We start from the raw sequence: 24326 nt of genomic DNA on the forward strand, positions 1-24326 counted from the left end.
CTTGATGTCGAATTACTTGACGGCAAGAGAGTCGTTTGAGATAAAGTATCTTGACATCAAGATAAATCTAGCGGAGGTTCAGATGGCAACGTGGGACGCCCGGCAGTACGAACGATTTGCGGATCACCGCACCCGACCTTTCGAGGATCTACTGCAGCGCATCCCGCTTGCTGCGCCCGAGCGAATCGTGGACCTGGGGTGCGGCAACGGCCTGGCCACCTTGCTGATGGCCGAGCGTTATCCCGCCGCCCAAATCGTCGGCGTTGACTCGTCGCAGAACATGCTCGATCAGGCAGCCGCTCATGACGCCGAGAGTCGCGTCGAGTGGGTGAATCAGGATGTGGCCCACTGGGATCCGGCGACCGCCGCCCCTGACCTGATCGTCACCAACGCGACCCTGCAGTGGGTGCCCGGCCACGAGCGACTGATCCCGGGATGGCTGAACAGTCTGCCCGCCGGCGGTGGGTTTGCCATGCAGGTGCCGGGCAACTTCGGCGCCGACTCCCACCGGATCATCCGCGAGGCAGTGGCCGATCACCCGCGGTCGGCGGAGCTCAGCGCGCTGCTGCGCCACGACCCGGTGTTGGAGCCGACGGGCTATGCCGACCTGTTGACCCAGCATGCGTCGTACGTCGATGCCTGGGAGACCACCTACGTGCAGCTGCTGGATCCCGAAGGGGCACAAGCCAATCCGGTGCTGGAATGGGTAAAGGGAACGGCGTTGCGCCCAATCCTCGACGCGCTCGACGCGGTAGAACAAGAGGCGTTCCTCGCCGATCTCGACCGGCGTCTGGCGGCCGCCTACCCGCGGCGTTCGTACGGTGTGGCCTTTCCCTTCCGGCGCATCTTCGCGGTGGCCGTCCGATGAGCGCGCTCGGATTGCACCACGTGCAGATCGCTTGCCCGGCCGGTTCGGAGGATGCGTTGCGTGAGTTCTACGGCGGGGTGCTCGGGCTACCTGAACTGCCGAAGCCGCCGGCCCTGGCAGCGCGGGGCGGGTGCTGGTTCCAGGTCGGCTCGCAGGAGTTGCACTGCGGCGTCGAGGAGCCCTTCGCGCCGGCGCTCAAGGCCCACCCGTGCATCCTGGTCGCCGACCTCGATGTGATGGCGGCTCGGGTGCAGTCCGCTGGGGGAGAGGTTCGGCCGGATACCCAGATTCCCGGCGTACATCGATTCCACACCGACGACCCCGTTGGGAACCGGGTCGAGATTCAGCAGGGCTGAGGCCGCCGGTTCGTCCTTGCGGGCCAGGACCGTTAGGCTGGCCCGCGGTGTCGTCCCGTACGACCCGTTCCCCGGTTGCTCTGCTGGCAGGGGCCGCCTGACTTTGAATCAGGATTAGCGACGTTGGTTCGATTCCAACCCGGGGAGCCGCAGACGGGTCGATGGGCCTCTTGCCGGTCGGGCTATTTCGGCGCGAGACCCATCGCCGGACCCGGGAAGCGGGCCAGCCCCTCTTGGAACGTCGCGGCCGATCCTTCGATCAGGTCCGACACTGCGGCCTTGAAGCGCGGGCAAGTGCCGACATCGTGAGCGCGACAGTGCAGCGAGTGTTCGGCCATCTCCCGCGCGATCCGCATCTCGTGCATCCGGCGGTCCAAGTCGGCGATGTGAGCCTCGAGCACTTCGTGCCGCTTGGGTGCGTCGGCGTCGAGCATCACCCGAATCTGATCCAGGCTCATCCCGGCCGCTTTGCTGCGCAGGATGACCGCGACGCGTACGACGTCGTCCTGGTCGTAGCGCCGGCGCCCCGCGCTGTCGCGAGCCGGCTTGAGCAGCTCGCAGGACTCCCAGTGGCGCAAGACATGGGTCTCCAGAGCGAACCGCGCGGCGAGTTGGCCGATCGACCAGTCCGGTGCACTTGACTTCATGTTGACATGAAGTCACATGCTGAGGTCAACACGCAAGCCCAGCCTCAGGAGAACTCGATGAACACCACCTACGACGCCGTCGTCATCGGCGGCGGACCTGCCGGACTGCAGGCCACCCTCACCCTCGCGCGGGTGCACCGCCGGGTGTTGATGGCCGACTCCGGCAGCTACCGCAACGACCCCACCGATCACATTCACAACGTCGTGACCAACGACGGCGTCCGGCCTGCGCAGTTCCGGGCGGCCGCGCGGGCAGAACTTGCGGCGTACGACACCGTCACCTTCCGCGACGACACCGTCACCTCGGTCGAGGCGGACGGATCCCTGTTCCGGGTCTCCTTCGGCGACGAGGTCGTGACCACCCGCGGGGTCGTCTTGGCCACCGGCGTCCGCGACATTTTGCCCGAAACCCCAGGCGTCGCAGACCTGTTCGGGACGGTCGTCGCGCACTGCCCGTTCTGTCACGGGCACGAGTTCGCCGGCGGCCAGGTGGGCGTGCTCGGGACCGTCGCGGCTGCGCATCACCCGGGAATTGTCGCGCCGTTCGCCGCGGGCGTCACGGTCCTCACCGACGGCGGCGAGCTGACCGCCCCGCTGCCGGAGGGCGTCGCTCTACGCACCGAACGCGTCACCGCTGTACGACCGTCCGACGTGGGTGCCCTCGTCGAGTTCGAATCCGGCGAACCGCTCGAACTGAAGGGGCTGTTCGTGGCCACGCAGCTAGAGCAGCGGGCGCCGTTCGCGCAGCAATTGGATCTGAAGCTCAACCCCTCTGGCGGCGTCGAGGTCGACCCGATGGGCCGCACTAGCCTCCCGGGTGTTCATGCCGCGGGCGACATGGCCCACGTTGCGGCCATGCCGATGCCAATGGCGACTGTCATCAACGCCATCGCCGCGGGTGGAAACGCCGGCGGCGCGATGGTGGCCTACCTGCTGTCGCCGCCCAAGTAGGCCAGCACCGCGCGCACCCGCCGGTTGTCGTCGGCCGACACCGGCAGGTCGAGCTTGGTGAAGATCGAGTTGGTGTGTTTGACGACCGCCTTCTCGGTGACGAACATCGCGCCGGCGATGGCTGCGTTGCTACGCCCCTCGGCCATCAACCCGAGCACCTCCCGCTCGCGCGGGGTGAGTCGGTCGAGCGGTTGCTGTCGGGTTGCGCCTAGTACAGATGCGACGACCTGCGGGTCCAGCACGGTGCCCCCGGCAGCGACCGTACGGACGGATTCGACGAACGCGGCCACGTCGCTGACGCGATCCTTCAGCAGGTAACCGACCGCGCCCTCGCCCGATTGCAGCAGCTCACGGGCGTAGAGGTGTTCGACGTATTGCGACAGGACCAGCACCGGCAGCCCGGGGCGAGCCGCGCGGGCGGTGATCGCGGCGCGCAGGCCCTCGTCGGTGAACATCGGCGGCATCCGTACGTCGAGGATTGCCAGGTCGATGCCGTCGTTGTCGAGCATCCGCGCCACCTCGGGCTCGTTCGCGGCGGTGTCGACGACGTCGAGGTCGTAGGCACTCAGGATCCGGACGAGTCCGTCCCGAAGGAGTGCGTTGTCTTCGGCGATGACAACACGCACGGCAAAACCACCCTGATTCTGGTCGGCCCGCCGGGCGGGCTGTCGACCTCCAGTGTGCCGTCGAACGCCTTCACGCGGCGGGCAACCCCCATCAGGCCGCCCCCAGTCTCCAGTCTTGCCTCGCCTCGGCCGTCGTCGCCAGCAGCAGCGATCACTTCGGATTCATTGTGGGACAGGGAGATCCACGCCCGAGTGCACTCGCTGTGCTTGACCGTGTTGGCCAGCAGCTCGGCCACCGCGAAGTAAAGAGCCGACTCGACCGGTGCCGGCAGCCGGTCCGGAAGGTGCGATTCGAACTCCACCGGAACCGGAAGATCTACGGCAAGGGCGCGTACGGCCGCAGCAAGCCCGCGGTCGGCCAGCACCGGCGGGCGCATCCCGCGTACGACCGACCGGATGTCCTCCAGCGCGCTCCCCGAGGTGGCAGTTGCCTCATCGAGCAACTGCCGCGCCGCAGCGGGATCACGTTCGAGGAGTTCCTTGGCCAGCCCGAGAGTCATGCCAAGGGCCGCGATCCGGGCTTGTGCCCCGTCGTGCAGGTCGCGCTCGATGCGTTCCATTTCCGCGGCTGAATGGTCCAATTGTTCTGCGCGGTGGGCGCGCTCGGCGGCCAGCTTGCGTTGCAGCTCTGCCTCACTGTCGCCCAGCAGGCGGGCATTGAGGGTCATCCATCCGCGCGCGAGCGGCACCACCATGACCGCCCAGGTCGCCCAGCAGGCGACGGCCAACCCGATCCCGAACAGCTGGCTGCCATGGAAGACACTGACCCACACCGGCCACGCGACGATGCCGACGACGAACCCGAACGCCGCGAGGATCGGCAGCGCCTCGCCCACCGCCCAGACCAAGCCCCAGCCGGCGTCGCGCCAGCGAGCTCCGTCACGCAGACACTCGATGGTGCGCGGGACTCCGAAGGCTGCGGTCAGCGGGCGATAGGTGGCCTCAACCCGTTGGCCCAATCCGTGGGCCGACAGGTCGCGAAACCAGTTGCAGGTCCCCGCGAGCGCGAGGAATGCCAGCGGAACCAGGAACACGCCGACGTAGAGCGTGCAGAGCGCAAACGCGCAGATCAACGCCATCATCGCCAGGGCATAAGGGATGCTCGCGAGCACAGCAACCGCCGACAATCCCCATGCCCGCGGCCAGCTCAGCTCCCTGTTCATGACTGCGATCCTGCCAGCGACCCGGCGCAAGCACAGTGGACCTGAGTCCACCATCGATTCGGGTCCTGACGCCCCTGACCCACGACCGCTGCACCGCCAGATTTGTTGTCGGAGGTGCGGACGTCCCGCGCCGGGAGAGGCAATCGTGTTGGAACGCGTGACCGGGTGGAGCATGCGCCACCCCTGGAAGGTGATCGCCGGATGGCTGCTGCTGGTCGCGGCGGTCGTGGTCGTCGGGTCGTCGGTGTCGGTCGTGAAGGTGGCGGACGCCGACTACCGGATGGGCGATTCTGGCCATGCCGATGGGCTGGTTGCCGCAGCCGGCGCCGTCGATCACCACATGGAGTTGGTGCACCTCACCCCGCGGAGCCGCTCGGCCGCGGACGTGCAGCAGGCGAAGGCCGCGGCGACCGAGTTGGCCACCGCGTGGCGCGCTGAACCTCAGGTGCAGACCGTTGAGCCGGTGCAGATCTCGCCGAAGGACGGCTCCCTGCTCATCCGCGCCGATCTGAAGACGCTGGTGACGAATACCGATGTCGACGTGGCGTCGATGTCGGCCGATGTGCAACGGATCAAGGCCGAGAACCCGAGGGTGACGGTCGGGACGTTCGGCAGCGTCAGCACCAACACCGCGATCAACGACCAGGTGTCACATGACTTGCAGCGTTCAGAGAAGAGCTCGCTGCCCTTCACGCTCGTCGTCATGGTGGCCGTCTTCGGCAGCCTGATCGCCGCCGGACTGCCCGTGCTTGTGGCCCTGATGTCGGTCGCCGCCGCCGGTGGTCTCAGTGGCATCCTTTCGCACGTCTTCCCGCAGGAGTCGTCGGTGATGACCATGATCGTGCTGATCGGGATGGCGGTCGGGATCGACTACTGCCTCTTCTACCTCAAGCGCGAGCGCGAGGAACGGGCCAAGGGCGCCGGCACGGTCGACGCCGTACGCATCGCCGCGCAAACCTCCGGTCACGCCATCGTCACCTCCGGCCTCGCGGTCACGGTGTCCCTCGCCGGCCTGTTGATCATGGACTTCGCCGCGTTCAACTCCCTGGCATTGGGCGCGGTCTCGGTGGTGCTCGTCGCGGTCGCCGCATCGCTCACCCTGCTGCCTGCTCTGCTGGCCAAGCTCGGCCACAAGGTTGACCGCCTGCGGATCCCGGGTCTGGGCGGACGTCTGGCGAAGGTCGAGCGGGCGCGCCGCCGCGGCCTGCCCGTGCCGCCGGCCCGCCGGCCGCTGGTGCAGCGGATGGTCGAGCCGATCGTTCACCACCCGCTCGCCGCGCTGGTGATCGGCGGGATCATCACCGCGGTTCTGGCACTGCCCGCGCTCGGTTTGCGCACCATGCCGGGCTCGGTCGACTCTCTGCCGCCGAACAATCCGACCGTGGTGTCGTACAACGGAATTCAGCGCGCCTTCCCGACGCAGGGCAACGCGGCCCAGGTGGTCACCACCTACACCGGCTCGACCCAGCAGGCGCAGAGTCAGCTGACAGCCGTCGCGCGGGAGGCCCAGCGCTCCGGTTGGGTGGTGGCGCAGTCGCCCCGGTTCAACCACGGGGTCGCCCAGCTCGATCTCGCAACGTCGGCACCCGTCGGTTCGGACGCCTTGCAGAAGGACGTTGCGCAACTGCGCACGATCGTCGACCGTACGGTGACCGCCGACCACGGCGTGACCGGTGATGCCGCTCGTTCGGTCGACATGTCGAAACACCTCGGTGACCGGATGCCGTGGGCGATCGCGGCCGTGCTCGGGCTCACCTCGCTGATGATGGCCTTCGCCTTCCGATCGATCCTGATCGGGCTGCTCACCACGGTTCTCAACCTGGCTTCGGTCGGGGTCGCCTTCGGGGTGCTGGCCGCGGTCTTCCAGTCCGACACCGGGGCGCGGGCGTTGAACTTCGTGAACACCGGTGCGGTGCGCGACTGGGTGCCGATGTTCCTGTTCAGCGTGCTGGTCGGGCTGAGCATGGACTACCACGTGTTCGTGATGTCGCGGATCAAGGAGAACATCGACCGCGGGCTGCCGGTCCGCGCGGCGATCGCCGACGGCGTCGGTCGAACCGGGGGAGTGGTCACCTCGGCGGCGATCGTGATGGTTGGGGTGTTCTCGATCTTCGCGACTCTCGGACTGGCCGAGATGAAGCAGATCGGGCTCGGCCTGGCAGTGGCGATCGCGGTCGACGCGACGCTGATCCGGCTGGTGCTGCTGCCCGCCCTGCTCTCGTTGGGCGGACGACGGATGTGGGGTCGCACGCGCCGGGTTGGGACATCCGCCTCGACTCGCCCGTTGCAGGCGGTTCCGGTCGGCTCCGGTAGGTGACACACACAAAAAAGGGCGGCTCTCCCGAGGGGGAGCCGCCCTTTTAGCTACCGGAGATCACCAGACTCGGCGTCGGCTGCCGCCGATCGGGACCAAGTTCAGGATCAGCCCGACGACGATCAGGACGATGCCGATCGTGATCAGGACCTTCAAAGACGCGACCAGTAGGCCGACGATCAGCAGGACCACTCCGAGACCAACCATGAGAGGAACCTCCTCGTTCAGTGAGATGCAGCAGGGGTGCGCATCTCCGCTGCGAAAGGTAGCGAAGAAACGGGCCGCTGAGGTCTAGTTCAGGAGGGTTCACCCGCAGGGGTGAGGAGCTGTTCGGCAGCCAATTTCACCCGTACGGCCTCGGCGTCATCGCTCGTCGCCTCCGCTGCGGCAGCGCCTTCGACCCGCAGCCGGTAGGCCTCGATCTCGGCGGCCAATGTCGCGTCGTCCCAGCCGAGCAACGGCGCGATGATCGCCCCAATTTCCGACGCGCTGGACAGCCCACGGTCACGGGTCTCGTAGTCGAGACGGACCCGGCGCCGCAACACATCCTCCAGGTGCAACGCACCCTCGTGAGTGATGGCGTGGGCGACCTCGACGGCGAGGTAGGCGGGGGCGGTGGCCAACGGCTTGCCCAGTTCAGGCGTTGCCTCGATGGTCTCCAGCAACAGCGGCAATTCGTCGCCGTAGCGGTCCAGCAGGTGCTGCACCTGGTCGGTGGTCAGCCCGTTGTCAGCGGCGATCCGGTCGCGCTGGGACTGCCACGCGGCGTAGCCCGCGGCCCCGACCAGCGGCAAGGTTTCGGTGATGCAGGGACGCTGCGCGTTCACACCTTCGCTGCGCTCGATCGCGAAATCGACCGCGTCTTGGGCCATGACCCGGTAGGTCGTCAGCTTTCCGCCGGCGATCGCCGCGAGGCCGGACGTGACCTCGGTGACGGTGTGTTCGCGGGAGACCTTGGTGGAGGAGTTCGAGGACTTCGGCTGCAGCAACGGGCGCAGCCCGACGTAGGTGCCGATGATGTCGTCCCGGGTCAACTGCCGCTCGAGCACCGAGTTGGCGTGTTCGAGCACGTAGTCGATGTCGGCGCCGGTGGTGGTCGGCTCGTTGACGTCCTGCTCCCACGGGGTGTCGGTGGTGCCGATGACCCAGTAGCGCTCCCACGGAATGATGAACAGCACGGACTTCTCGGTGCGCAGGAACAGCCCGGCGTCGCCATCGATGCTCTCCTTGGGAACCACGATGTGAATTCCCTTGCTGGCCAACACCTTCAGGCCGCCATCGTCGGTCGCGAGGTCTTGGGTCTGTTCGGTCCAGACTCCGGTCGCGTTGACGACATACTTCGCGCGGATCTCCCGGCGCTGCCCGGTTTCGTGGTCCTCGACCACGGCGCCGACCACTCGGGTGCCCTCCTTGAGGAACTCCACGACCGACGTACGGCTGGCGGCGAGCGCGCCGTAACCCTGCGCCGTCCGAACGAGGGTCATCGTCAGGCGGGCGTCATCGACGCGTGCGTCGTAGAACCGAATCGCGCCAACGAGGGCGTCCTCGCGGATGCCGGGGAAGATCTGGCGGGCGCCGTCCTTGGAGTAGTGCTTTTGATGGGGCACAGCGTTCTTGCCGCCACCGCCGAACTGGGCGAGCGCGTCATACATGCCCACGCCGATCGCGCTGTACGACCGCTCGACGACGGCCTTCTTCAGCGGCCACAGGAATGGCTGCGCCTTCACCAGGTGCGGTGCCGTACGAGTCAGGAGCAACCCGCGCTCCTTCAGCGCCTCGGCCACCAGGGCGAAGTTCAACTGGTAGAGGTAGCGCAGCCCGCCGTGGACCAGCTTGCTGGAGGACTGCGAGGTGCCTGAGGCCCAGTCCTTGGCTTCGACGATGCCCGTGCGCAGCCCCCGGCTCGCGCCGTCCAATGCGATCCCGGCTCCTGTGACACCGCCACCGACGACCAGGAGGTCGAGCGGCTGGCTTGTCATCGAGTCAAGCGCCTCTCGGCGCGATTGTGCGGTGAGTGCGGTGGTGACCATGGGGTCCTCCGAATCGGGGAAATCTCTTGTTGCCCATCCCAACAACGAGTGGACGATTTTCCAACCCGCATGCACGAACGTGCACGAATGCGCCGGTACGGGGGAGGATGGCCACATGGACGAACGCAGTCGGACGGTTCTCGCAGCGACCATGTATTACCTGGAAGGCGAGACGATGGATGCCATCGCGGCCCGGCTGCGCACCTCGCGTTCGTCGGTCTCCCGGTTGCTCAAGAGCGCGCGCTCCGACGGGATCGTGCAGATCAGCGTTGCCGATCCAGGGCGCCCGAGCCCGTTGGAAGCGACGCTGCGGCAACGGTTCTCGGTTAATGCGCACGTCGTTCCGGTGCGCGGGAACAGTCCGGCGCTGACCCAGCTCGACGCGGTCTGCGCGGTCGCCGCCAACCTGGTCGCCGGCGCCTTCGGCGACGACAAGGTGCTCGGTCTCGCCTGGGGCACCACCGTGTCGTCGGTGGTTTCGCACCTGCCGCATACACCGACCACCGGCTCGACCGTGGTCCAGCTGAATGGCGGCGCGAACCTGGTTTCCAGCGGCCTGTCCCACACCATGCATCTGCTGACCCGTGCGGCGGACGCCTTCGACGCGCAGGTGCAGCATTTCCCGGTTCCGGCGTTCTTCGACTTCGCCGAGACCAGGGCGGCGATGTGGCGCGAACGGTCGGTGTCGCGGATCCTGACCATCCAACAACAGGCCGACATCGTCGTCTTCGGGGTCGGTTCGCCGGACAGTGAAATCCCCTCCCACCTGTACGCCGGTGGTTACCTGCGCGCGGCCGACCAGCGCCAACTGACCCGCGAGCGGGTGGTGGGCGACGTCTGCACCCTCTTCCTGCGCGAAGACGGCAGCTGGCGAGACATCGAGCTGAACGCCCGCGCCAGTGGCCCCTCGCCCAGCGATTTGGTCCGGATTCCGCGCCGGGTATGCGTGGTCGCCGGTGCCGCGAAGGCGGCCGCGACCGTGGCGGCGCTGCGGGCCGGAGTGGTCACCGATCTGGTGATCGACGAGGTCGCCGCCCGCGCTGTGCTGGGTCGTCTGCGCCCAGCGGCAACCGCCGATCGGGAGGTGGGGGCTAGCGGCCGGTAGCATCGAGCCCGCACCTGTCCTCGGACATTCCCCGATCGCGCAAGGAGCTCTCCGCGTGAGTGCAGCCCCCGTAGCCGTCATCGTGCTTGCCGCTGGCGACGGCACCCGGATGAAGTCCGACCTGAACAAGATGTTGCACACCATTGGTGGGCGCACCCTGGTGGGCCACTCCTTGCTGGCTGCGGCCAACACCGGCGCGCCGCATGTCGCCGTCACTGTCCGCGCGCAGCGCGATCGAGTGGTTCCCGTCGTGCAGGAGACCTGGCCGTCGGCGATCGTGGCCGACCAGGACGACATCAAGGGCACCGGTCGGGCGGCCGAATGCGCGCTCGATGCGCTTCCGGCGCAGCTCACCGGCACCGTTCTGGTGACCTACGGCGACACCCCGCTGCTCACCTCCCAGACGCTGCTCGATCTGGTGGAGGTTCACGAACAGTCCGGCAACGCGGTCACCGTGTTGACCGCCCACCTCACCGACCCGAGCGGCTATGGCCGGGTTCTGCGTGACGCCGACGGCACCGTCGCCGGGATCATCGAACACAAAGACGCGCTCAAGGCGCGCGAAGAGGGCGGCGCTAACGCGCACGCGCTGGACATCACCGAGATCAACTCGGGCATCTACGCCTTCGACGTGACCGTGTTGCGCGCGGCGCTGCCGCGACTGAGCACCGACAACGCCCAGGGCGAGAAATACCTCACCGATGTTTTGGCCCTGGCCCGCGCGGCCGGTGGCCGGGTCGACAGTCACTCGATCGACGACCTCTGGCAGATCGAGGGTGTCAACGACAAGGTGCAGCTCGCCCGGATGGGCAAGGAACTGAACCGTCGCACCGTCGAGAAGTTGATGCGCGAGCAGGGGGCGATCGTGATCGACCCCGACACCACCTGGATCGACACCGAGGTCAGCGTCGGTCGCGACACCGTCATCGCGCCGGGCTGCCAGCTGCTGGGCGCGACGACGATCGGGGCTGGCTGCGAGATTGGCCCCGACTGCACGATCAAGGACACCGAGATCGGCGACGGCGCCTCGGTGATCCGCGCCCACACACTGCTTGCCCAGATCGGTCCCCGGGCCACGGTTGGTCCCTACTCCTACCTGCGACCGGGAACGGTTCTTGGCGTCGAGGGCAAGATCGGCGGCTTCGTCGAGACCAAGAACGCCACGATCGGCGACGGTGCGAAGGTGCCCCACCTCACCTACTGCGGCGACGCGACGATCGGCGAGGGCGCCAACATCGGCGCCGGAACTATCTTCGCCAACTACGACGGCGTGGCCAAGCACCACACGACGATCGGCGCCCACAGCTTCGTCGGCTCCAACTCGGTGTTGATCGCGCCGCGGAACATCGCCGATGGCGCCTACATCGGCGCGGGTTCCGCGGTCGACAAGGACGTCGAGCCGGGGCAGATCGCGGTTGCCCGCGGACAGCAACGCAACATCGACGGCTGGGTGGCCCGCCGCCGAGCCGACACCAAAACCGCCGCGGCCGCCGAGGCTGCGACGAAGCGCACCACCACCGAAGGGAACTGATCAACCGATGAGCGGCTTGAAGGTCACGACCGAGAAGAACCTGATGGTGTTCTCGGGGCGCGCCAACGCGAAACTCGCTCAGCAGGTCGCCGATGAGCTCGGCACCACGTTGGTGCCGACTCAGGCCTACGACTTCGCCAACTCCGAGACGTATGTGCGCTTCGATGAGTCGGTCCGTGGTTGCGACGCGTTCGTGATCCAGAGCCACTGCTCACCGGTGAACCAGTGGATCATGGAGCAGCTGATCATGGTCGACGCGCTCAAGCGGGCGTCGGCCAAGCGGATCACCGTGATCACTCCCTTCTACGGCTACGCCCGTCAGGACAAGAAGTCCCGCGGCCGTGAGCCGATCACCGCTCGCCTGATGGCCGACCTGTTCAAGACCGCCGGTGCCGACCGCCTGATGGCCGTCGACTTGCACACCGACCAGATCCAGGGCTTCTTCAACGGCCCGGTCGACCATCTCCAGGCGCTGCCGATCCTGACCGACTACGTCGCCAAGAAGTACGCCGGCGAAGACCTCGCGGTCGTCTCGCCCGATGCCGGCCGCATCAAGGTCGCCGAGGCGTGGAGCAAGCGACTGAACGGCGCCCCGCTGGCCTTCATCCACAAGACCCGCGACGTCACCCGTCCCAACCAGAGCGTGGCGAACCGGGTGATCGGCAAGGTCGAGGGCCGGCTCTGCGTGCTGGTCGACGACATGATCGACTCCGGCGGCACCATCTGCAACGCCGCCGAAGCGCTGATGAACGACGGTGCGGCCGGCGTGATCATTGCGGCCACCCACGCGATCTTCTCCGGCCCGGCGATCGAGCGGTTGCGCGACTCGGTGGCCCGCGAGGTCGTCGTCACCGACACCCTCCCGATCGGCGACGACAAACAATTCGACAAGCTCACCGCGCTGTCGATCGCCCCGCTGCTGTCCGAAGCCATTCGTCAGGTCTTCGAGGACGGATCGGTCACCTCGATGTTCGACGGTCTCGGCTGATTTGAGGTAGGCGGGCGCTGCCCGTACGATGGTTGGCGTTGCCTCGGCGAGGGACGTCGCGTGTGTCTGCGGGTCCGTGATCGACGCGGTAGAGCAGCTCCCTTCCCCCGCGGGGGAGGTCGAGCGTCTACGGCGTCGCCCACCTACCTTCACAGCCCGCGCGAGTTTCCCGTGCCGAGGGAACCGTTCGAATCCCATCTGCTGAAGGACTGATCATGGCTAAGACCATCTCCCTGCGCCTCGACGCCGAGACCCGCGAAGAGTTCGGCAAGGGTGCGGCCCGCCGCATCCGCCGCGCGCACAAGATCCCCGCGGTGCTCTACGGACACGGCACCGAGCCGGTCCACATCACCCTGCCGGGCCACGAGACGATGCTCGCGCTGAAGAACGCCAACGCGATCCTGACGATCGTGCTGGATGGCGAAGAGCAGTTCGCGCTCGCCAAGGACGTTCAGCGCGACGCGATTAAGCCGGTCATCGACCACATCGACCTGATCATCGTCCGCCGCGGCGAGAAGGTCACCGTTGACGTTCCGGTCCACGTCGAGGGCGACGCCGCTCCCGAGACCAACGTCATCATCGAGAACAGCAGCCTCTCCATCGAGGCCGACGCGATGCACATCCCCGAGCTCATCACCGTTTCGGTCGAGGGCCTCGCTGCGGGCAGCCAGGTTCTGGCCAAGGACGTCGAGTTGCCGACCGGCTCCACCCTGGCCGCCGACGAGGACCTGCTCGTGGTCAACGTCGTCCAGCAGGTGTCGGCTGAGGAGCTCGAGGCCGAGCTCGCCGAGGCTGAGGCCGAGGCCGGCATCGAGCACGAAGAGTCCGATGCTGACGCCGCCGAAGGCGACGACAAGGCCGAGGGCGACGACAAGGCCGAAGGCGACGACGCCTGATCGATTGTCGCTTCGAAGGGGCCCGCACACCATCACGGTGTGCGGGCCCCTTCAGCGTTCCGGCATACTCGCTGCCCGTGGACCCTTGGCTGATTGTCGGACTCGGCAACCCCGGACCCGGCTATGCCGGCAACCGGCACAACGTTGGCGCCATGGTGGTGGCAGAGCTGGCCCGCCGCGCGGGGGCGAACCTGCGGGCCCACAAGGCGCAGGCGATCGCGGCCTCCGTACGCCTGCCGCAACCTTCGGGAGCCCCCGGTGGTCCGGCCGCGATCCTGGCGCAGCCCACGACGTACATGAATGTCTCCGGTGGCCCGGTCAAGGCCCTGATGAGTTTCTTCAAGGTGCCCGCCGACCAATTGATCGTGATTCACGACGAGCTCGACATCGACTTCGCTGCCGTACGGCTGAAGAAGGGCGGCGGCGAAGGCGGCCACAACGGGCTGCGCTCGATCACGGCCTCGATCGGTAGCAAGGACTACCTGCGCGTTCGGGTCGGCATCGGGCGGCCGCCGGGCCGGATGGACGTGGCCGATTTCGTGCTCAAGGACTTCGGCTCGACTGAGAAGAAGGAGCTACCGTTCCTGATCGATGACGCCGCCGATGCCACCCAAACCCTGATTGACCTCGGCCTGACTGACGCGCAGAACAAGGTCCACGCGCGCTGATTTCCTACGCGGTGACGACTCGACCGCGTTTTCCGGCGGCCGTCACGGTCAGCCAGAACGAGACGACCAACAGCGCCGCAGCAATCAGGCCGGCACCGAACAATTCCATCGATGACACCGGTGCGTCGTCCGAACCGCCTTCTGCCCGAGCCGAACCGGCAAGGAATGGCACCACCGCCAGGACACCCACGACAAGCGCAGACTCGACAATGACCACGCGGGGAAGGTGGTGCAGGGTCGCGGCGATCACGCCGCCCTCGTTGCCGGTGGCGATGTCCCGTGCAACGCGGGGGAGCACTACCAACTGGTTGTACGCGCCAGCCACCAGCAACCCGCCGACCAGCGCGACCTTGATCAGCAACACCCGCCCGAAACCGGTCTGCCACAACTGCGCGACGCTGCCCACTTCGCGGTAGGTCAACCAGAGCCCAGACAACAAGATGGCGCCGACGGCGTACATCGCGGCGAACGAGAAGCGGCCCCAGATCGCGGCCCAGTCGCCGCCGACCGCTCGACCGGTTGCTGCCAGCACAGCCAGGGAGATCAGCCCGCCCGCCCAGATGCTGCCGCCGACGATGTGTGTCTGGATCATCAGGCTGCCCACCAGATCGACCGTCCCGGTGGGTTCGTTGGGCAGCGCAGGCCCGACAGTCACCGCGACCGCGGCCACGAGTCCGATGGTCGCGGCTGCTTCGTTGCCTCGTCGCACTAGCACCACGGCGCAGGCCAACACCAGCAGGATCAGCGCCTCCTGAACGAGGGTGACGGTGCCGTTCGACACCCATTCCTTGGACGTTCCCGGCGACGTCAGAAAGTCGGCAATCGTCGAGGGGGACAGAGCCGCGCCGAAGGAGTCCGCCTGCTTCTTGCGCACGACGGCGCTGGCCAACTGGAGGTAGGCGAGCGGGACCATCAAGATCGCGGCGGCCAGGACCACCTGGCGCGAGCGGCGCAGCAGATCTGCGGGTGGAGTCGTCGGCCGGATCACCGCCACGTGGGTGATCAGGGTGCCGATGATGCCGGCTAAACCAAGGAACCAACCGAACTTGGTCAGCAGGCGCCAGACGGGCGGGATGACGTAGTGCGCGTCCACTGACGCTGCGACGAGACTCATGGTTAGTGGACCCTAATATAGGTAAGGCTAACCTGCATAATCGGTCGGCATGCGGGCGTTTAGACTGGCCGCACCCCGTTTCCGTGAACCGGGGCATTCGTGTTGTCACCCCCTCGTGCCGTCCTTCGGGAGGAAGTCCGTGAGCACCCTCCAGCCGATGCTTGACCTGCTCGCCACCGACCGGTGGGTGCGTCAGGTCCTGCGTCATCGTCGTGCCGCGAACATGGTCGACATCGCTTCTGCGCCCGGGCTCCGGCCACCGTTGCTCGCGCTGATGAACCGCATCGGCAAGCGAACCCCACTGCTGGTCGTGACCGCAACCGGTCGCGAAGCAGGCGACATGGTTGCCGCGCTGCGTACCTTCCTGGGTGACGCCGCAGTGACCGAGTTCCCCAGCTGGGAGACGCTGCCGCACGAACGCCTCAGCCCGCGCTCTGACACCGTCGGTCGTCGGCTGGCGGTGCTGCGTCGACTAGCCCACCCCGACGACAGCGACCTCACTCATGGGCCCATCGAGGTGCTGGTCGCCTCCGTCCGAGCCGTCATGCAGCCGATCGCCAAGGGCCTGGGCGACCTCGTTCCGGTCGCCCTGCGCGCGGGCGACAGGGCTGACCTGGAAGACGTCGTGCAGGCGCTTGCCGAAGCCGCCTACACGCGGACGGACCTGGTCGAGCGACGCGGCGAATTCGCCGTACGCGGCGGCATCCTGGACGTCTTCCCGCCGACCGAACAGCATCCGCTGCGCGTCGACTTCTTCGGTGACGAGGTCGAAGAAATCCGCTGGTTCAAGGTGGCCGACCAGCGCACTACCGACCTGGCCGATCATGGGCTCTGGGCCCCGCCCTGTCGCGAGATGCTGCTCACCGACCAGGTGCGCGAGCGCGCGCGGGTGCTGGGCAACCAACTGCCGGGCGTGGCCGACATGCTGCACAAAGTCGCCGAAGGCATTGCGGTCGAGGGCATGGAGTCGCTGGCCCCGATCCTGCTCGGCGACAAGATGGAGACGCTGCTGGACGTGCTGCCCGGCGACACCCACGTGGTGTTGAGCGACCCGGAGCGGGTCCGCACCCGTGCCCACGACCTCGTGGCCACCAGCGCGGAGTTCCTTGAGGCCAGCTGGGCGAACGCGGCCGCGGGCAATCAGGTGCCGGTCGACCTGCAGAGCACCCTTGGAACGGCTTCCTACTGGACGTTGCTCGAACTGCGTGACCATGCGCTCGCCAAGGGGCTGCCGTGGTGGTCGCTGTCGAGCTTTGCCAGCGACGACGACCTGAGCGCGTTCATGGAGGACGAGCTGCCGGGGGAGCGGGTCGACCTGCGAACCGAGGAGGTGCCGCAATTCCGCGGCGACACCGAGGCCGTCGTGGCCGACGTACGCCGTCACGTCGAGGCCGGCTTCACCACCTTGGTCGTCACCGAAGGGCCCGGCCTGGCGCAACGAGCCACGGAACTGTTTGGAGAGAACGAGATCACCGTCACCGACGGCGCCCTGGTGGCCGGCGAGGTGGCCACCGCGACCGGCTCGTTGGGCCACGGTTTCGTGTTGCCCTCCAGCTCGTTCGTGCTCATCACCGAGGCCGATCTGCTCGGATCCACCGGCCAGGGTGGCTCGACCAAGGACATGCGCAAGATGCCCTCGCGGCGGCGCAAGCAGGTCGATCCGCTGCAGCTGCGCCCGGGCGACTTCGTGGTTCACGAACAACACGGTGTCGGCAAGTTCGTCGAGATGGTGCAGCGCACCGTCGGCGGCGCGACCCGCGAATATCTGGTGCTGGAGTATGCCGCCAGCAAGCGTGGCCAACCGGGCGACCGGCTCTACGTCCCGACCGATCAGCTTGACCAGATCACTCGCTATGTCGGCGGCGAGTCGCCGTCACTGAACAAGATGGGCGGCTCTGACTGGCAGACCACCAAGTCGCGAGCGCGCCGGCATGTTCGGCAGATCGCCGGCGAGCTGATCCGGCTCTACTCGGCGCGACAGGCCACACCCGGCCACGCGTTCGCTCCGGATACCCCGTGGCAGCGCGAACTCGAAGACGCGTTCGCCTACGTAGAGACCCCCGACCAGCTGTCCTCGATCGACGAGGTCAAGGGTGACATGGAGAAGACGGTCCCGATGGACCGGCTGATCTGTGGCGACGTCGGTTACGGCAAGACCGAGATCGCGGTGCGTGCGGCGTTCAAGGCGATCCAAGATGGCAAGCAGGTCGCTGTGTTGGTTCCGACGACACTGTTGGTCAAGCAGCACTTCACCACCTTCTCCGAGCGCTACGCCGGCTTCCCGGTGACCGTCAAAGCCCTGTCCCGGTTCCAGACCGACAAAGAGGCGCGCGAGGTCATCGACGGTCTGGCCACCGGCGCTATCGATCTGGTGATCGGCACCCACCGGTTGCTGTCCAAGGAGATCCAGTTCAAGGACCTCGGTCTGGTGGTGATCGACGAGGAGCAGCGCTTCGGCGTCGAACACAAGGAACAGCTCAAGCAGATGCGTACGGCGGTCGACGTCCTCGCGATGTCGGCCACCCCGATTCCGCGAACGCTCGAGATGGCCGTGACCGGTATCCGCGAAATGTCCACTCTCGCAACGCCGCCCGAGGAACGCCACCCGGTGTTGACCTTCGTCGGGGCGTACGAAGAGAAGCAGGTGACCGCAGCCCTGCGCCGCGAGCTGATGCGCGAAGGCCAGGTCTTCGTCGTCCACAACAAGGTTCAGTCGATCGACCGAACCGCCGCCAGGTTGCGCGAGCTGGTGCCTGAAGCACGGATCGGAACAGCACACGGAAAAATGGGCGAGCGCCGACTGGAAGAGGTCGTCGTGGACTTCTGGGAGCGCCGATTGGACGTGCTGGTCTGCACCACGATCGTCGAGACCGGGCTGGACATTTCCAACGCGAACACCCTGATCGTGGAGCGCTCCGATGTTCTCGGTTTGTCGCAGCTGCACCAGTTGCGCGGCCGAGTCGGTCGCGGACGCGAACGGGCCTATGCCTATTTCCTCTACCCATCGGACAAACCGCTGACCGAGACCGCCCACGACCGCTTGCAGACGATCGCCAGCAATACCGACCTCGGCGCGGGCATGCAGATCGCGATGAAGGACTTGGAGATCCGTGGAGCGGGAAACCTGCTCGGCGGGGAGCAGTCCGGTCACATCGCGGGCGTCGGATTCGACCTTTACGTGCGAATGGTCGGCGAGGCCGTTGCCGAATATCGCGGTGACGAAGTTGAGACCGGACCCACCGAGATCAAGATCGAGCTGCCGGTCGACGCCCACCTGCCCCACGACTACGTGCCGGGGGAGCGGTTGCGGCTTGAGGCGTACAAGAAGTTGGCCACCGTGGCCGACGAAAACGAGCTCACCGAGATCATCGAGGAGTTGCGCGACCGTTATGGCGCCCCGCCCGAGCCCGCGCAGCATCTGCTCGAGGTGGCGCGGTTGCGGGTCATTGCGCGCGAAGCGGGCATCGGCGATATCGCGATGCAGGGCAGATACGTGCGGTTTGGGCCAGTTGACCTGCCCGAGAGCAAGCAACTGCGGCTGCAGCGGCTCTATCAAGGCACCCAGCTCAAGCCGGCCCTGCACACGATCTTGGTCCCGGCGCCGATGACCGCGCCGGTCGGCGGCAAGCCGCTGCGCAACGGCGACGTGTTGGCCTGGGCGGCCACCTTGATCCGCACCGTGCTGTTGAACTGACCGTGTTGCGCCCTGACCGATGGGCGCGACCACAGCCGGTCATGGCAGGATTGGCCGCGCTCACCCTGGAGAGGACCTTCATCTGATGTCTCGTACGTCGCTGCGTGTCGCCTCGGCCGCTTTGGCCGCCGTCACCGGTCTCGGCCTGGCCGGCTGTTCGAACGACGGCTCCGTCGCCGCTTCCCTGGGGTCGACCCACGTCTCCTCCAGTGAGGTGCAGTCGGCCGTCGACGACATCACCAAGGAGCAGCCGAAGTCGCAGTTCGACCCGCAGTCGGCTATCGCTTATTTGGTGCTCGGCCCCTCGATCAACGACCTCGCCAAGAAATACGGCGTGTTCGTTTCGACCGCTCAGGCGAAGGCCCAGTTCAAGACAGTGGAGCCCTCGCAGGCAGCGGTCTCGACTGTGCAGAGCAACCTGAACATGGGCAACCTGCAGAATTCGGCCACCGGCTCGGCCGCCTTCGGCAAGCTGCTGAAGACCGCCAAGGTGAAGATGAACCCACGCTATGGCCAGTGGGTCGCCGGTCAGGGTCCGAACTCCGGCGACGGCAACTGGATCAAGCAGACCGCCCTGACGACCCCGGCCTCCTGATCTCGTGACCGGCAGCCTCACGCTGCTCGTCACCAGCCCGCGGGTTCCCGCGGGTGTGCTCAGCCGGGATGCGTGGCGAGCGCTCGAGTCCGCTGATGTCGTCCGAACCGTCGACGTTGACGATCCGGTTCCGGCCGCGATCGCGGCCGGTGGCATTCGGATCGAAGCCGTCGAATCGACGAACACCTCGGCGATGCTGCTGTTGGGTCGCAAGTTGGCGGCTGAGGCGGAAACCCGCGCAGTCGTCTGGATCGTCTCGCCCGACGGGGACCCTGGACTCACCGATGCGTTGGCTGCGGAACTGACCCGCAGCGACGACGCGCCGCCGGTCGAGATGCTCGTCGGGTCCTGGGATGTGCCCGGCGCGCGGCTGCTCGACGCCGTCGCCGTGATGGACCTGCTGCGCTCGCCAGACGGCTGCCCGTGGGATGCCCAGCAGACCCACACCTCGCTGGCGAAATACCTGTTGGAAGAGGCCCACGAAGCGGTCGAGGCCATCGAACGCGACGATCGCGATCACCTGCGCGAGGAACTCGGTGACGTGTTGCTCCAGGTGCTCTTCCACGCCCGGATCGCCCAGGACGACGCCGAGGACCCCTGGGATGTCGACGACGTCGCGGCAGGCTTGGTCGACAAGCTGATCCGGCGCCATCCGCATGTCTTCGCCGACGGCGAGGCTTCGACGCCTGAAGAGGTCGAGGCGTCGTGGGAGCAGATCAAGGCGACCGAGAAGTCGCAACGCGCCGAGAGCGCGGTGCCGCTCTTGGAAGGCATCCCGGCGTCGCTGTCGACACTGCTGGTCGCCGACAAGGTGTTGGCCCGTCGCGAGCGCGGCGGCGTCACCGACTTGCCGAGCGGCGATGACCTCGGAACGCAGTTGCTGCGGTTGGTCGCCCAGGCGAGGGCCGACGGCATCGATGCCGACCAGGCGCTGCGGGTCGCGGTTCGAGCCCTCGCCACGCCGAGCGAATAGCGCCCGTCTCAGAACGCATTTCGCTACCGGGCCGTACGCTGCGCCACCGTTAGGCTGACGGGGTAGTCCCATGACCCCTCCCGATCAGGAGCCTGCCTTGGCCAGCATCGACGCCATCATTGCGCGTGAGATCCTCGATTCCCGCGGAAACCCGACGGTCGAGGTCGAGGTCGTCCTCGATGACGACTCGTTCGGCCGCGCCGCCGTCCCGTCCGGTGCTTCCACCGGCCAGTTCGAAGCGGTTGAGCGTCGCGACGGCGACAAGAAGCGTTACCTCGGCAAGGGCGTCGAGGATGCCGTTGACGCAGTGGTCGAAGAGATCGCCCCGGCGCTGCTCGGCTATGACGCCGACGAACAGCGGTTGATCGACACCGAGATGATCGAGATCGACGGCACCCCCAATAAGGGGAAGCTCGGCGCCAACGCGATCCTCGGCGTCTCCCTCGCGGTCGCCAAGGCCGCCGCCGAGTCGGCGCAGCTGCCGTTGTTCCGCTACGTCGGTGGCCCGAACGCCCATGTCTTGCCCGTCCCGATGATGAACATCGTCAACGGTGGCGCCCACGCCGACTCCAATGTCGACATCCAGGAGTTCATGATTGCGCCGATCGGTGCGCCCTCGTTCCGCGAGGCGGTGCGCTGGGGCGCCGAGGTTTACCACCAGCTCAAGAAGGTGCTCCAGGAGAAGGGCCTGTCGACCGGCCTCGGTGACGAGGGTGGCTTCGCGCCGAGCCTGGAATCGAACCGTGCAGCGCTCGACCTGATCCTCGAGGCGATCAAGGGCGCTGGCTACGAGCCGGGCAAGGACATCGCGCTCGCCCTCGACGTGGCCGCCAGCGAGTTTGGTGACAAGGACGGCTACACCTTCGAAGGTGCGAAGAAGTCGTCGGCCGAGATGATCGCCTACTACGCCGAACTGGTCGCTTCCTACCCGCTGGTCTCGATCGAAGACCCGCTGGATGAAGAAGACTGGGAGGGCTGGAAGGCCATGACCGATGAGCTCGGCGGCAAGGTGCAGCTGGTCGGCGACGACCTGTTCGTCACCAACCCCGAGCGCCTGCAGCGCGGCATCACTGAAGGTGTCGCCAACTCGTTGCTGGTCAAGGTCAACCAGATCGGCACCCTCACCGAGACCCTCGACGCGGTGACCCTGGCCCAGACGAACGGCTACCGCTGCATGATGAGCCACCGTTCCGGTGAGACCGAAGACGTCACGATCGCCGACCTCGCGGTGGCGACGAACTGTGGCCAGATCAAGACCGGTGCGCCGGCTCGGTCCGACCGCGTCGCGAAGTACAACCAGCTGTTGCGCATTGAAGAAGAGCTCGACGACGCGGCGGAGTTCGCCGGTCGTGGCGCCTTCCCGCGCTTCAAGGGCTGATCGAAAAAACCGCACTACAAACGGAAGTCGTTGGTATGACTCGTGATTCGCGGCCGGCAGGCCGTCGCAGCCGTACGCCGTCGTCTCGGCCCGCCGCCGCGCGTCGCGAGACCACCCGCCCGGGGGAGCGTTCCGCGACCCAGGGGCGGATCGCGGGCCTTGCTCGCCGAACCCGCCGCAACCCGCAGTCGATGCGACGGTTGACGATCCTCGGGGCGCTGTTGTTGTTCTTGGCGGTGATCATCACCCCGACCCTGAACAGCTATCTGCAGCAACGCGATCAGATCAGCCAACTGGGTTCCCAGGTCACCTCGCAGCGTGCCTCGGTGACGCAGCAGCAGGCCGAGCTGAAGAAGTGGAATGACCCGATTTATATCGCAGCGCAAGCCAAGACCCGGCTCGGTTTCGTGAAGCCCGGGCAGACGCTGACCGTGCTGGTCGACGAGAACGGCAAGCCGCTGCCTGGCTCGAATCCCACCGGCAAGACGATCTCGAAGAACCCCTGGTATGGCCAGGTGTGGTCGTCGGTGGTCGGGGCGAACAAGGCGGCCAAGTGAGTGCCGACCCGCGCGATCTGGAGCGGGTTGAGGCCCAGCTGGGCCGGCTGCCCCGAGGTGTCGTTGACGTTGCCGGGCGCTGCCGCTGTGGCTGCCCGACTGTCGTGCGCACCCTCCCGATGCTGCCCGACGGAACGCCGTTTCCGACCACGTTTTATGCCACCTGCCCGCGGCTAACGGGTGCGATCAGCACCCTTGAAGCCAACGGGATGATGCGCGAGATGACCCAGGAACTCAAGGATGACCCGGAGTTGGCGCAGCAGTACCGCGCCGCCCACGAGGACTACCTGCGGCGCCGTGCCGAACTCGGTGAGGTGCCCCAGATCGACGGCATCTCCGCCGGTGGGATGCCTGACCGGGTGAAGTGCCTCCACGTCCTGGTCGCCCATTCGATCGCGGTCGGTCCTGGCATCAACCCGCTCGGGGATCGCGCCCTCGCGGCGCTGCCGGCATGGTGGGAGAACGGCTGCTGCGGCGTGATGGCGGAATCGCAGTGACCCGCGTCGGCGCGGTCGACTGTGGCACCAACTCGATCCGTTTGCTCATCGCCGACATCGACGACGGCGCGCTGACCGACGTCGAGCGCACCATGCGCATCGTCCGGCTCGGCCAAGGAGTCGACGTCTCGGGGCGGATCGCGCCCGAAGCGATGACCCGCACCCTCGCGGCGGCCACCGACTACGCCACGACCTGCGCGGAACTTGGGGTCGAACGCGTCCGGTTCGTGGCCACCTCTGCCTCGCGCGACGCCGAGAACTCCGCGGACTTCGTGGCTGGCGTCCGAGACGCCTTTTCCCGGTTCGGCACCACCCCCGAGGTGGTCGCCGGCAGCGAGGAGGCATCCCTCAGCTTCCGTGGCGCCACCGGTGACCTGATCGCGAACGGCGCCGCAGCGCCCTACCTGGTCGTCGACCTCGGCGGCGGGTCCACCGAGTTCGTTCGGGGCACCCGCGATGTCGAGCAGGCGCTCTCCCTCAACATCGGCTGCGTACGGATGACCGAGCGCCACCTGCGCTCCGACCCGCCCACTCCGGCCGAGATCGAGGCTGCCCTCGTCGACATCAACGCGGCGATCGACGAAGCCGAGGCGGCCGTCGGCTTCGCTGGAATCGGATCGCTGGTCGGCCTCGCCGGGTCGATCACCACGGTGACCGCCCACGCCCTCGGGTTGGCGGTCTACGACTCCGCCCAGATTCATGGCGCCACGTTGACTGCCGACCGAGTCACGGCGTCCTGCGACGCAATCCTGCATTCGTCGCGGGAGCAGCGGGCGGCCCTGCCGTTCATGCACCCCGGCCGGGTCGACGTGATTGGGGCTGGCTCTCAGATCTGGCGAACCATCGCCCAGCGGGTCACCGCCAAGTCGCCCGATGCGACCATCATCACCAGCGAGAAGGACATCCTCGACGGCATCGCGCTGTCGATCGCTTAGTCTGTCGGTGCCCTCGTGGCCCAATCGGCAGAGGCAGGCGCCTTAAAAGCGCTTCAGTGCGGGTTCGAGTCCCGTCGGGGGCACCAAGACCTGCTTACTCGAACCCGCACGAAAAAAATCGGCGAGTCGGTAGGTCTCGGGATCAGGATCAGCGCCTTTGGCCTTCAGGCCAGAGGCGCTGTTTCGTGCCAGGACATCGCTTGGGCGCACTGACGCCGCCTCGGCTCGGTCCACGTTGCCGCTCTGAGTGGCGTACGCAGTGGCTGCCTCGTGTAGCTCGTGGACGAGTGGAGTCTTTTCGTCCCGCACGACGCCGTGCTCCTCGATCCAGAGTTGGGTCTGTCAGGAATTTTGTGTAAGTGGTTCGGCGTGATGTCACGGCTTGGGTCGTGGCGGCAAGGAGTTTCACGTCATGGAGTCCATGGAGTATGACGAGTCCT

22 protein-coding genes and 2 tRNA genes are annotated in these 24326 nt (G+C 67.0%); 18 read left to right on the top strand and 6 right to left on the bottom strand.

All coding sequences use genetic code 11. The features are described 5' to 3' along the window. The first annotated feature begins 82 nt into the window (after positions 1–82). The 3 genes from ACYU98_RS14185 to ACYU98_RS14195 all read left to right on the top strand — a co-directional run bounded on the left by ACYU98_RS14185 (position 83) and on the right by ACYU98_RS14195 (position 1371). Complete coding sequence (locus tag ACYU98_RS14185; RefSeq protein ID WP_460468863.1) at positions 83–868, top strand: methyltransferase domain-containing protein; 786 nt, start codon at positions 83–85, stop codon at positions 866–868. Continuing rightward, positions 865–1224, top strand: coding sequence for a VOC family protein (locus ACYU98_RS14190; RefSeq protein WP_460468864.1), 360 nt, complete (start codon positions 865–867; stop codon positions 1222–1224). Before ACYU98_RS14185 ends, ACYU98_RS14190 begins: the two co-directional genes overlap by 4 nt. A 68-nt stretch (positions 1225–1292) precedes the next feature. Next, positions 1293–1371: transfer RNA gene (locus ACYU98_RS14195), tRNA-Gln, on the top strand. A 35-nt stretch (positions 1372–1406) separates the two neighbouring features. Here ACYU98_RS14195 and ACYU98_RS14200 read toward each other — a convergent pair. Further along, positions 1407–1871, bottom strand: a complete 465-nt coding sequence (locus tag ACYU98_RS14200; protein WP_460468865.1) for a helix-turn-helix domain-containing protein — start codon at positions 1869–1871, stop codon at positions 1407–1409. 57 nt (positions 1872–1928) lie between these two features. Between ACYU98_RS14200 and ACYU98_RS14205 the strand changes: the two genes are divergently transcribed. After that, entirely contained in the window at positions 1929–2822 is an 894-nt protein-coding gene (locus tag ACYU98_RS14205; protein ID WP_460468866.1) for an NAD(P)/FAD-dependent oxidoreductase, read from the top strand. Here the strand turns inward: ACYU98_RS14205 and ACYU98_RS14210 are convergent. Both ACYU98_RS14210 and ACYU98_RS14215 read right to left on the bottom strand, forming a co-directional pair. Further along, on the bottom strand, positions 2798–3448 hold the full coding sequence (locus ACYU98_RS14210; protein ID WP_460468867.1) for a response regulator transcription factor: 651 nt from the start codon (positions 3446–3448) through the stop codon (positions 2798–2800). The genes ACYU98_RS14205 and ACYU98_RS14210 overlap by 25 nt on opposite strands. Further along, positions 3388–4611 carry a sensor histidine kinase gene (locus tag ACYU98_RS14215; protein ID WP_460468868.1) on the bottom strand — a complete coding sequence of 408 codons (1224 nt, stop codon included), beginning with the start codon at positions 4609–4611 and terminating at the stop codon, positions 3388–3390. The genes ACYU98_RS14210 and ACYU98_RS14215 overlap by 61 nt, the downstream gene beginning before the upstream one ends. Before the next feature lie 145 nt (positions 4612–4756). Between ACYU98_RS14215 and ACYU98_RS14220 the strand changes: the two genes are divergently transcribed. Then, entirely contained in the window at positions 4757–6928 is a 2172-nt protein-coding gene (locus tag ACYU98_RS14220) for an MMPL family transporter (RefSeq protein WP_460468869.1), read from the top strand. A gap of 57 nt (positions 6929–6985) precedes the next feature. Here the strand turns inward: ACYU98_RS14220 and ACYU98_RS14225 are convergent, their stop codons facing one another. Both ACYU98_RS14225 and ACYU98_RS14230 read right to left on the bottom strand, forming a co-directional pair. Beyond that, on the bottom strand, positions 6986–7132 hold the full coding sequence (locus ACYU98_RS14225; protein ID WP_460468870.1) for a hypothetical protein: 147 nt from the start codon (positions 7130–7132) through the stop codon (positions 6986–6988). Positions 7133–7221: 89 nt separating this feature from the next. After that, a complete protein-coding gene (locus ACYU98_RS14230) occupies positions 7222–8955 on the bottom strand; it encodes a glycerol-3-phosphate dehydrogenase/oxidase (RefSeq protein ID WP_460468871.1) in 1734 nt (577 codons plus the stop codon). A 115-nt stretch (positions 8956–9070) separates the two neighbouring features. Here ACYU98_RS14230 and ACYU98_RS14235 point away from each other — a divergent pair, with 115 nt between their 5' ends. From ACYU98_RS14235 to pth, 5 genes are all read left to right on the top strand, one after another. Further along, positions 9071–10060, top strand: coding sequence for a sugar-binding transcriptional regulator (locus ACYU98_RS14235; RefSeq protein WP_460468872.1), 990 nt, complete (start codon positions 9071–9073; stop codon positions 10058–10060). Between the two features lie 55 nt (positions 10061–10115). Further along, entirely contained in the window at positions 10116–11591 is a 1476-nt protein-coding gene (gene glmU / locus ACYU98_RS14240) for a bifunctional UDP-N-acetylglucosamine diphosphorylase/glucosamine-1-phosphate N-acetyltransferase GlmU (protein ID WP_460468873.1), read from the top strand. Between the two features lie 7 nt (positions 11592–11598). Then, the gene (locus ACYU98_RS14245; RefSeq protein WP_460468874.1) at positions 11599–12579 is read left to right on the top strand and encodes a ribose-phosphate diphosphokinase; all 981 of its coding nucleotides are present in this window, start codon (positions 11599–11601) and stop codon (positions 12577–12579) included. 215 nt (positions 12580–12794) lie between these two features. Further along, positions 12795–13475, top strand: coding sequence for a 50S ribosomal protein L25/general stress protein Ctc (locus ACYU98_RS14250; protein WP_460468875.1), 681 nt, complete (start codon positions 12795–12797; stop codon positions 13473–13475). Positions 13476–13552: 77 nt separating this feature from the next. Then, complete coding sequence (pth, locus tag ACYU98_RS14255; RefSeq protein WP_460468876.1) at positions 13553–14143, top strand: aminoacyl-tRNA hydrolase; 591 nt, start codon at positions 13553–13555, stop codon at positions 14141–14143. Between the two features lie 4 nt (positions 14144–14147). Here pth and ACYU98_RS14260 read toward each other — a convergent pair whose 3' ends face one another. After that, complete coding sequence (locus ACYU98_RS14260; protein ID WP_460468877.1) at positions 14148–15257, bottom strand: copper resistance D family protein; 1110 nt, start codon at positions 15255–15257, stop codon at positions 14148–14150. 157 nt (positions 15258–15414) lie between these two features. On the opposite strand from ACYU98_RS14260, the gene mfd reads away from it, so the two are divergent. From mfd to ACYU98_RS14300, 8 genes are all read left to right on the top strand, one after another. Further along, positions 15415–18951 carry a transcription-repair coupling factor gene (mfd, locus tag ACYU98_RS14265; protein ID WP_460468901.1) on the top strand — a complete coding sequence of 1179 codons (3537 nt, stop codon included), beginning with the start codon at positions 15415–15417 and terminating at the stop codon, positions 18949–18951. Between the two features lie 85 nt (positions 18952–19036). Next, complete coding sequence (locus tag ACYU98_RS14270; RefSeq protein WP_460468878.1) at positions 19037–19546, top strand: hypothetical protein; 510 nt, start codon at positions 19037–19039, stop codon at positions 19544–19546. A 4-nt stretch (positions 19547–19550) separates the two neighbouring features. Then, positions 19551–20519 (top strand): nucleoside triphosphate pyrophosphohydrolase, encoded by a 969-nt coding sequence (locus ACYU98_RS14275; protein ID WP_460468879.1) that lies wholly within the window; start codon positions 19551–19553, stop codon positions 20517–20519. Positions 20520–20616: 97 nt separating this feature from the next. Further along, positions 20617–21897, top strand: coding sequence for a phosphopyruvate hydratase (gene eno / locus ACYU98_RS14280; RefSeq protein WP_460468902.1), 1281 nt, complete (start codon positions 20617–20619; stop codon positions 21895–21897). Positions 21898–21932: 35 nt separating this feature from the next. Beyond that, positions 21933–22454, top strand: coding sequence for an FtsB family cell division protein (locus tag ACYU98_RS14285; RefSeq protein WP_460468880.1), 522 nt, complete (start codon positions 21933–21935; stop codon positions 22452–22454). After that, complete coding sequence (locus ACYU98_RS14290; protein ID WP_460468881.1) at positions 22451–22951, top strand: DUF501 domain-containing protein; 501 nt, start codon at positions 22451–22453, stop codon at positions 22949–22951. The genes ACYU98_RS14285 and ACYU98_RS14290 overlap by 4 nt, the downstream gene beginning before the upstream one ends. Continuing rightward, entirely contained in the window at positions 22906–23886 is a 981-nt protein-coding gene (locus ACYU98_RS14295) for a Ppx/GppA phosphatase family protein (protein ID WP_460468882.1), read from the top strand. The genes ACYU98_RS14290 and ACYU98_RS14295 overlap by 46 nt, the downstream gene beginning before the upstream one ends. A 9-nt stretch (positions 23887–23895) precedes the next feature. Then, positions 23896–23972 (top strand) — tRNA-Leu (locus tag ACYU98_RS14300). The last annotated feature ends 354 nt before the right edge of the window (positions 23973–24326 follow it).

The organism is Calidifontibacter terrae, assembly GCF_054778835.1.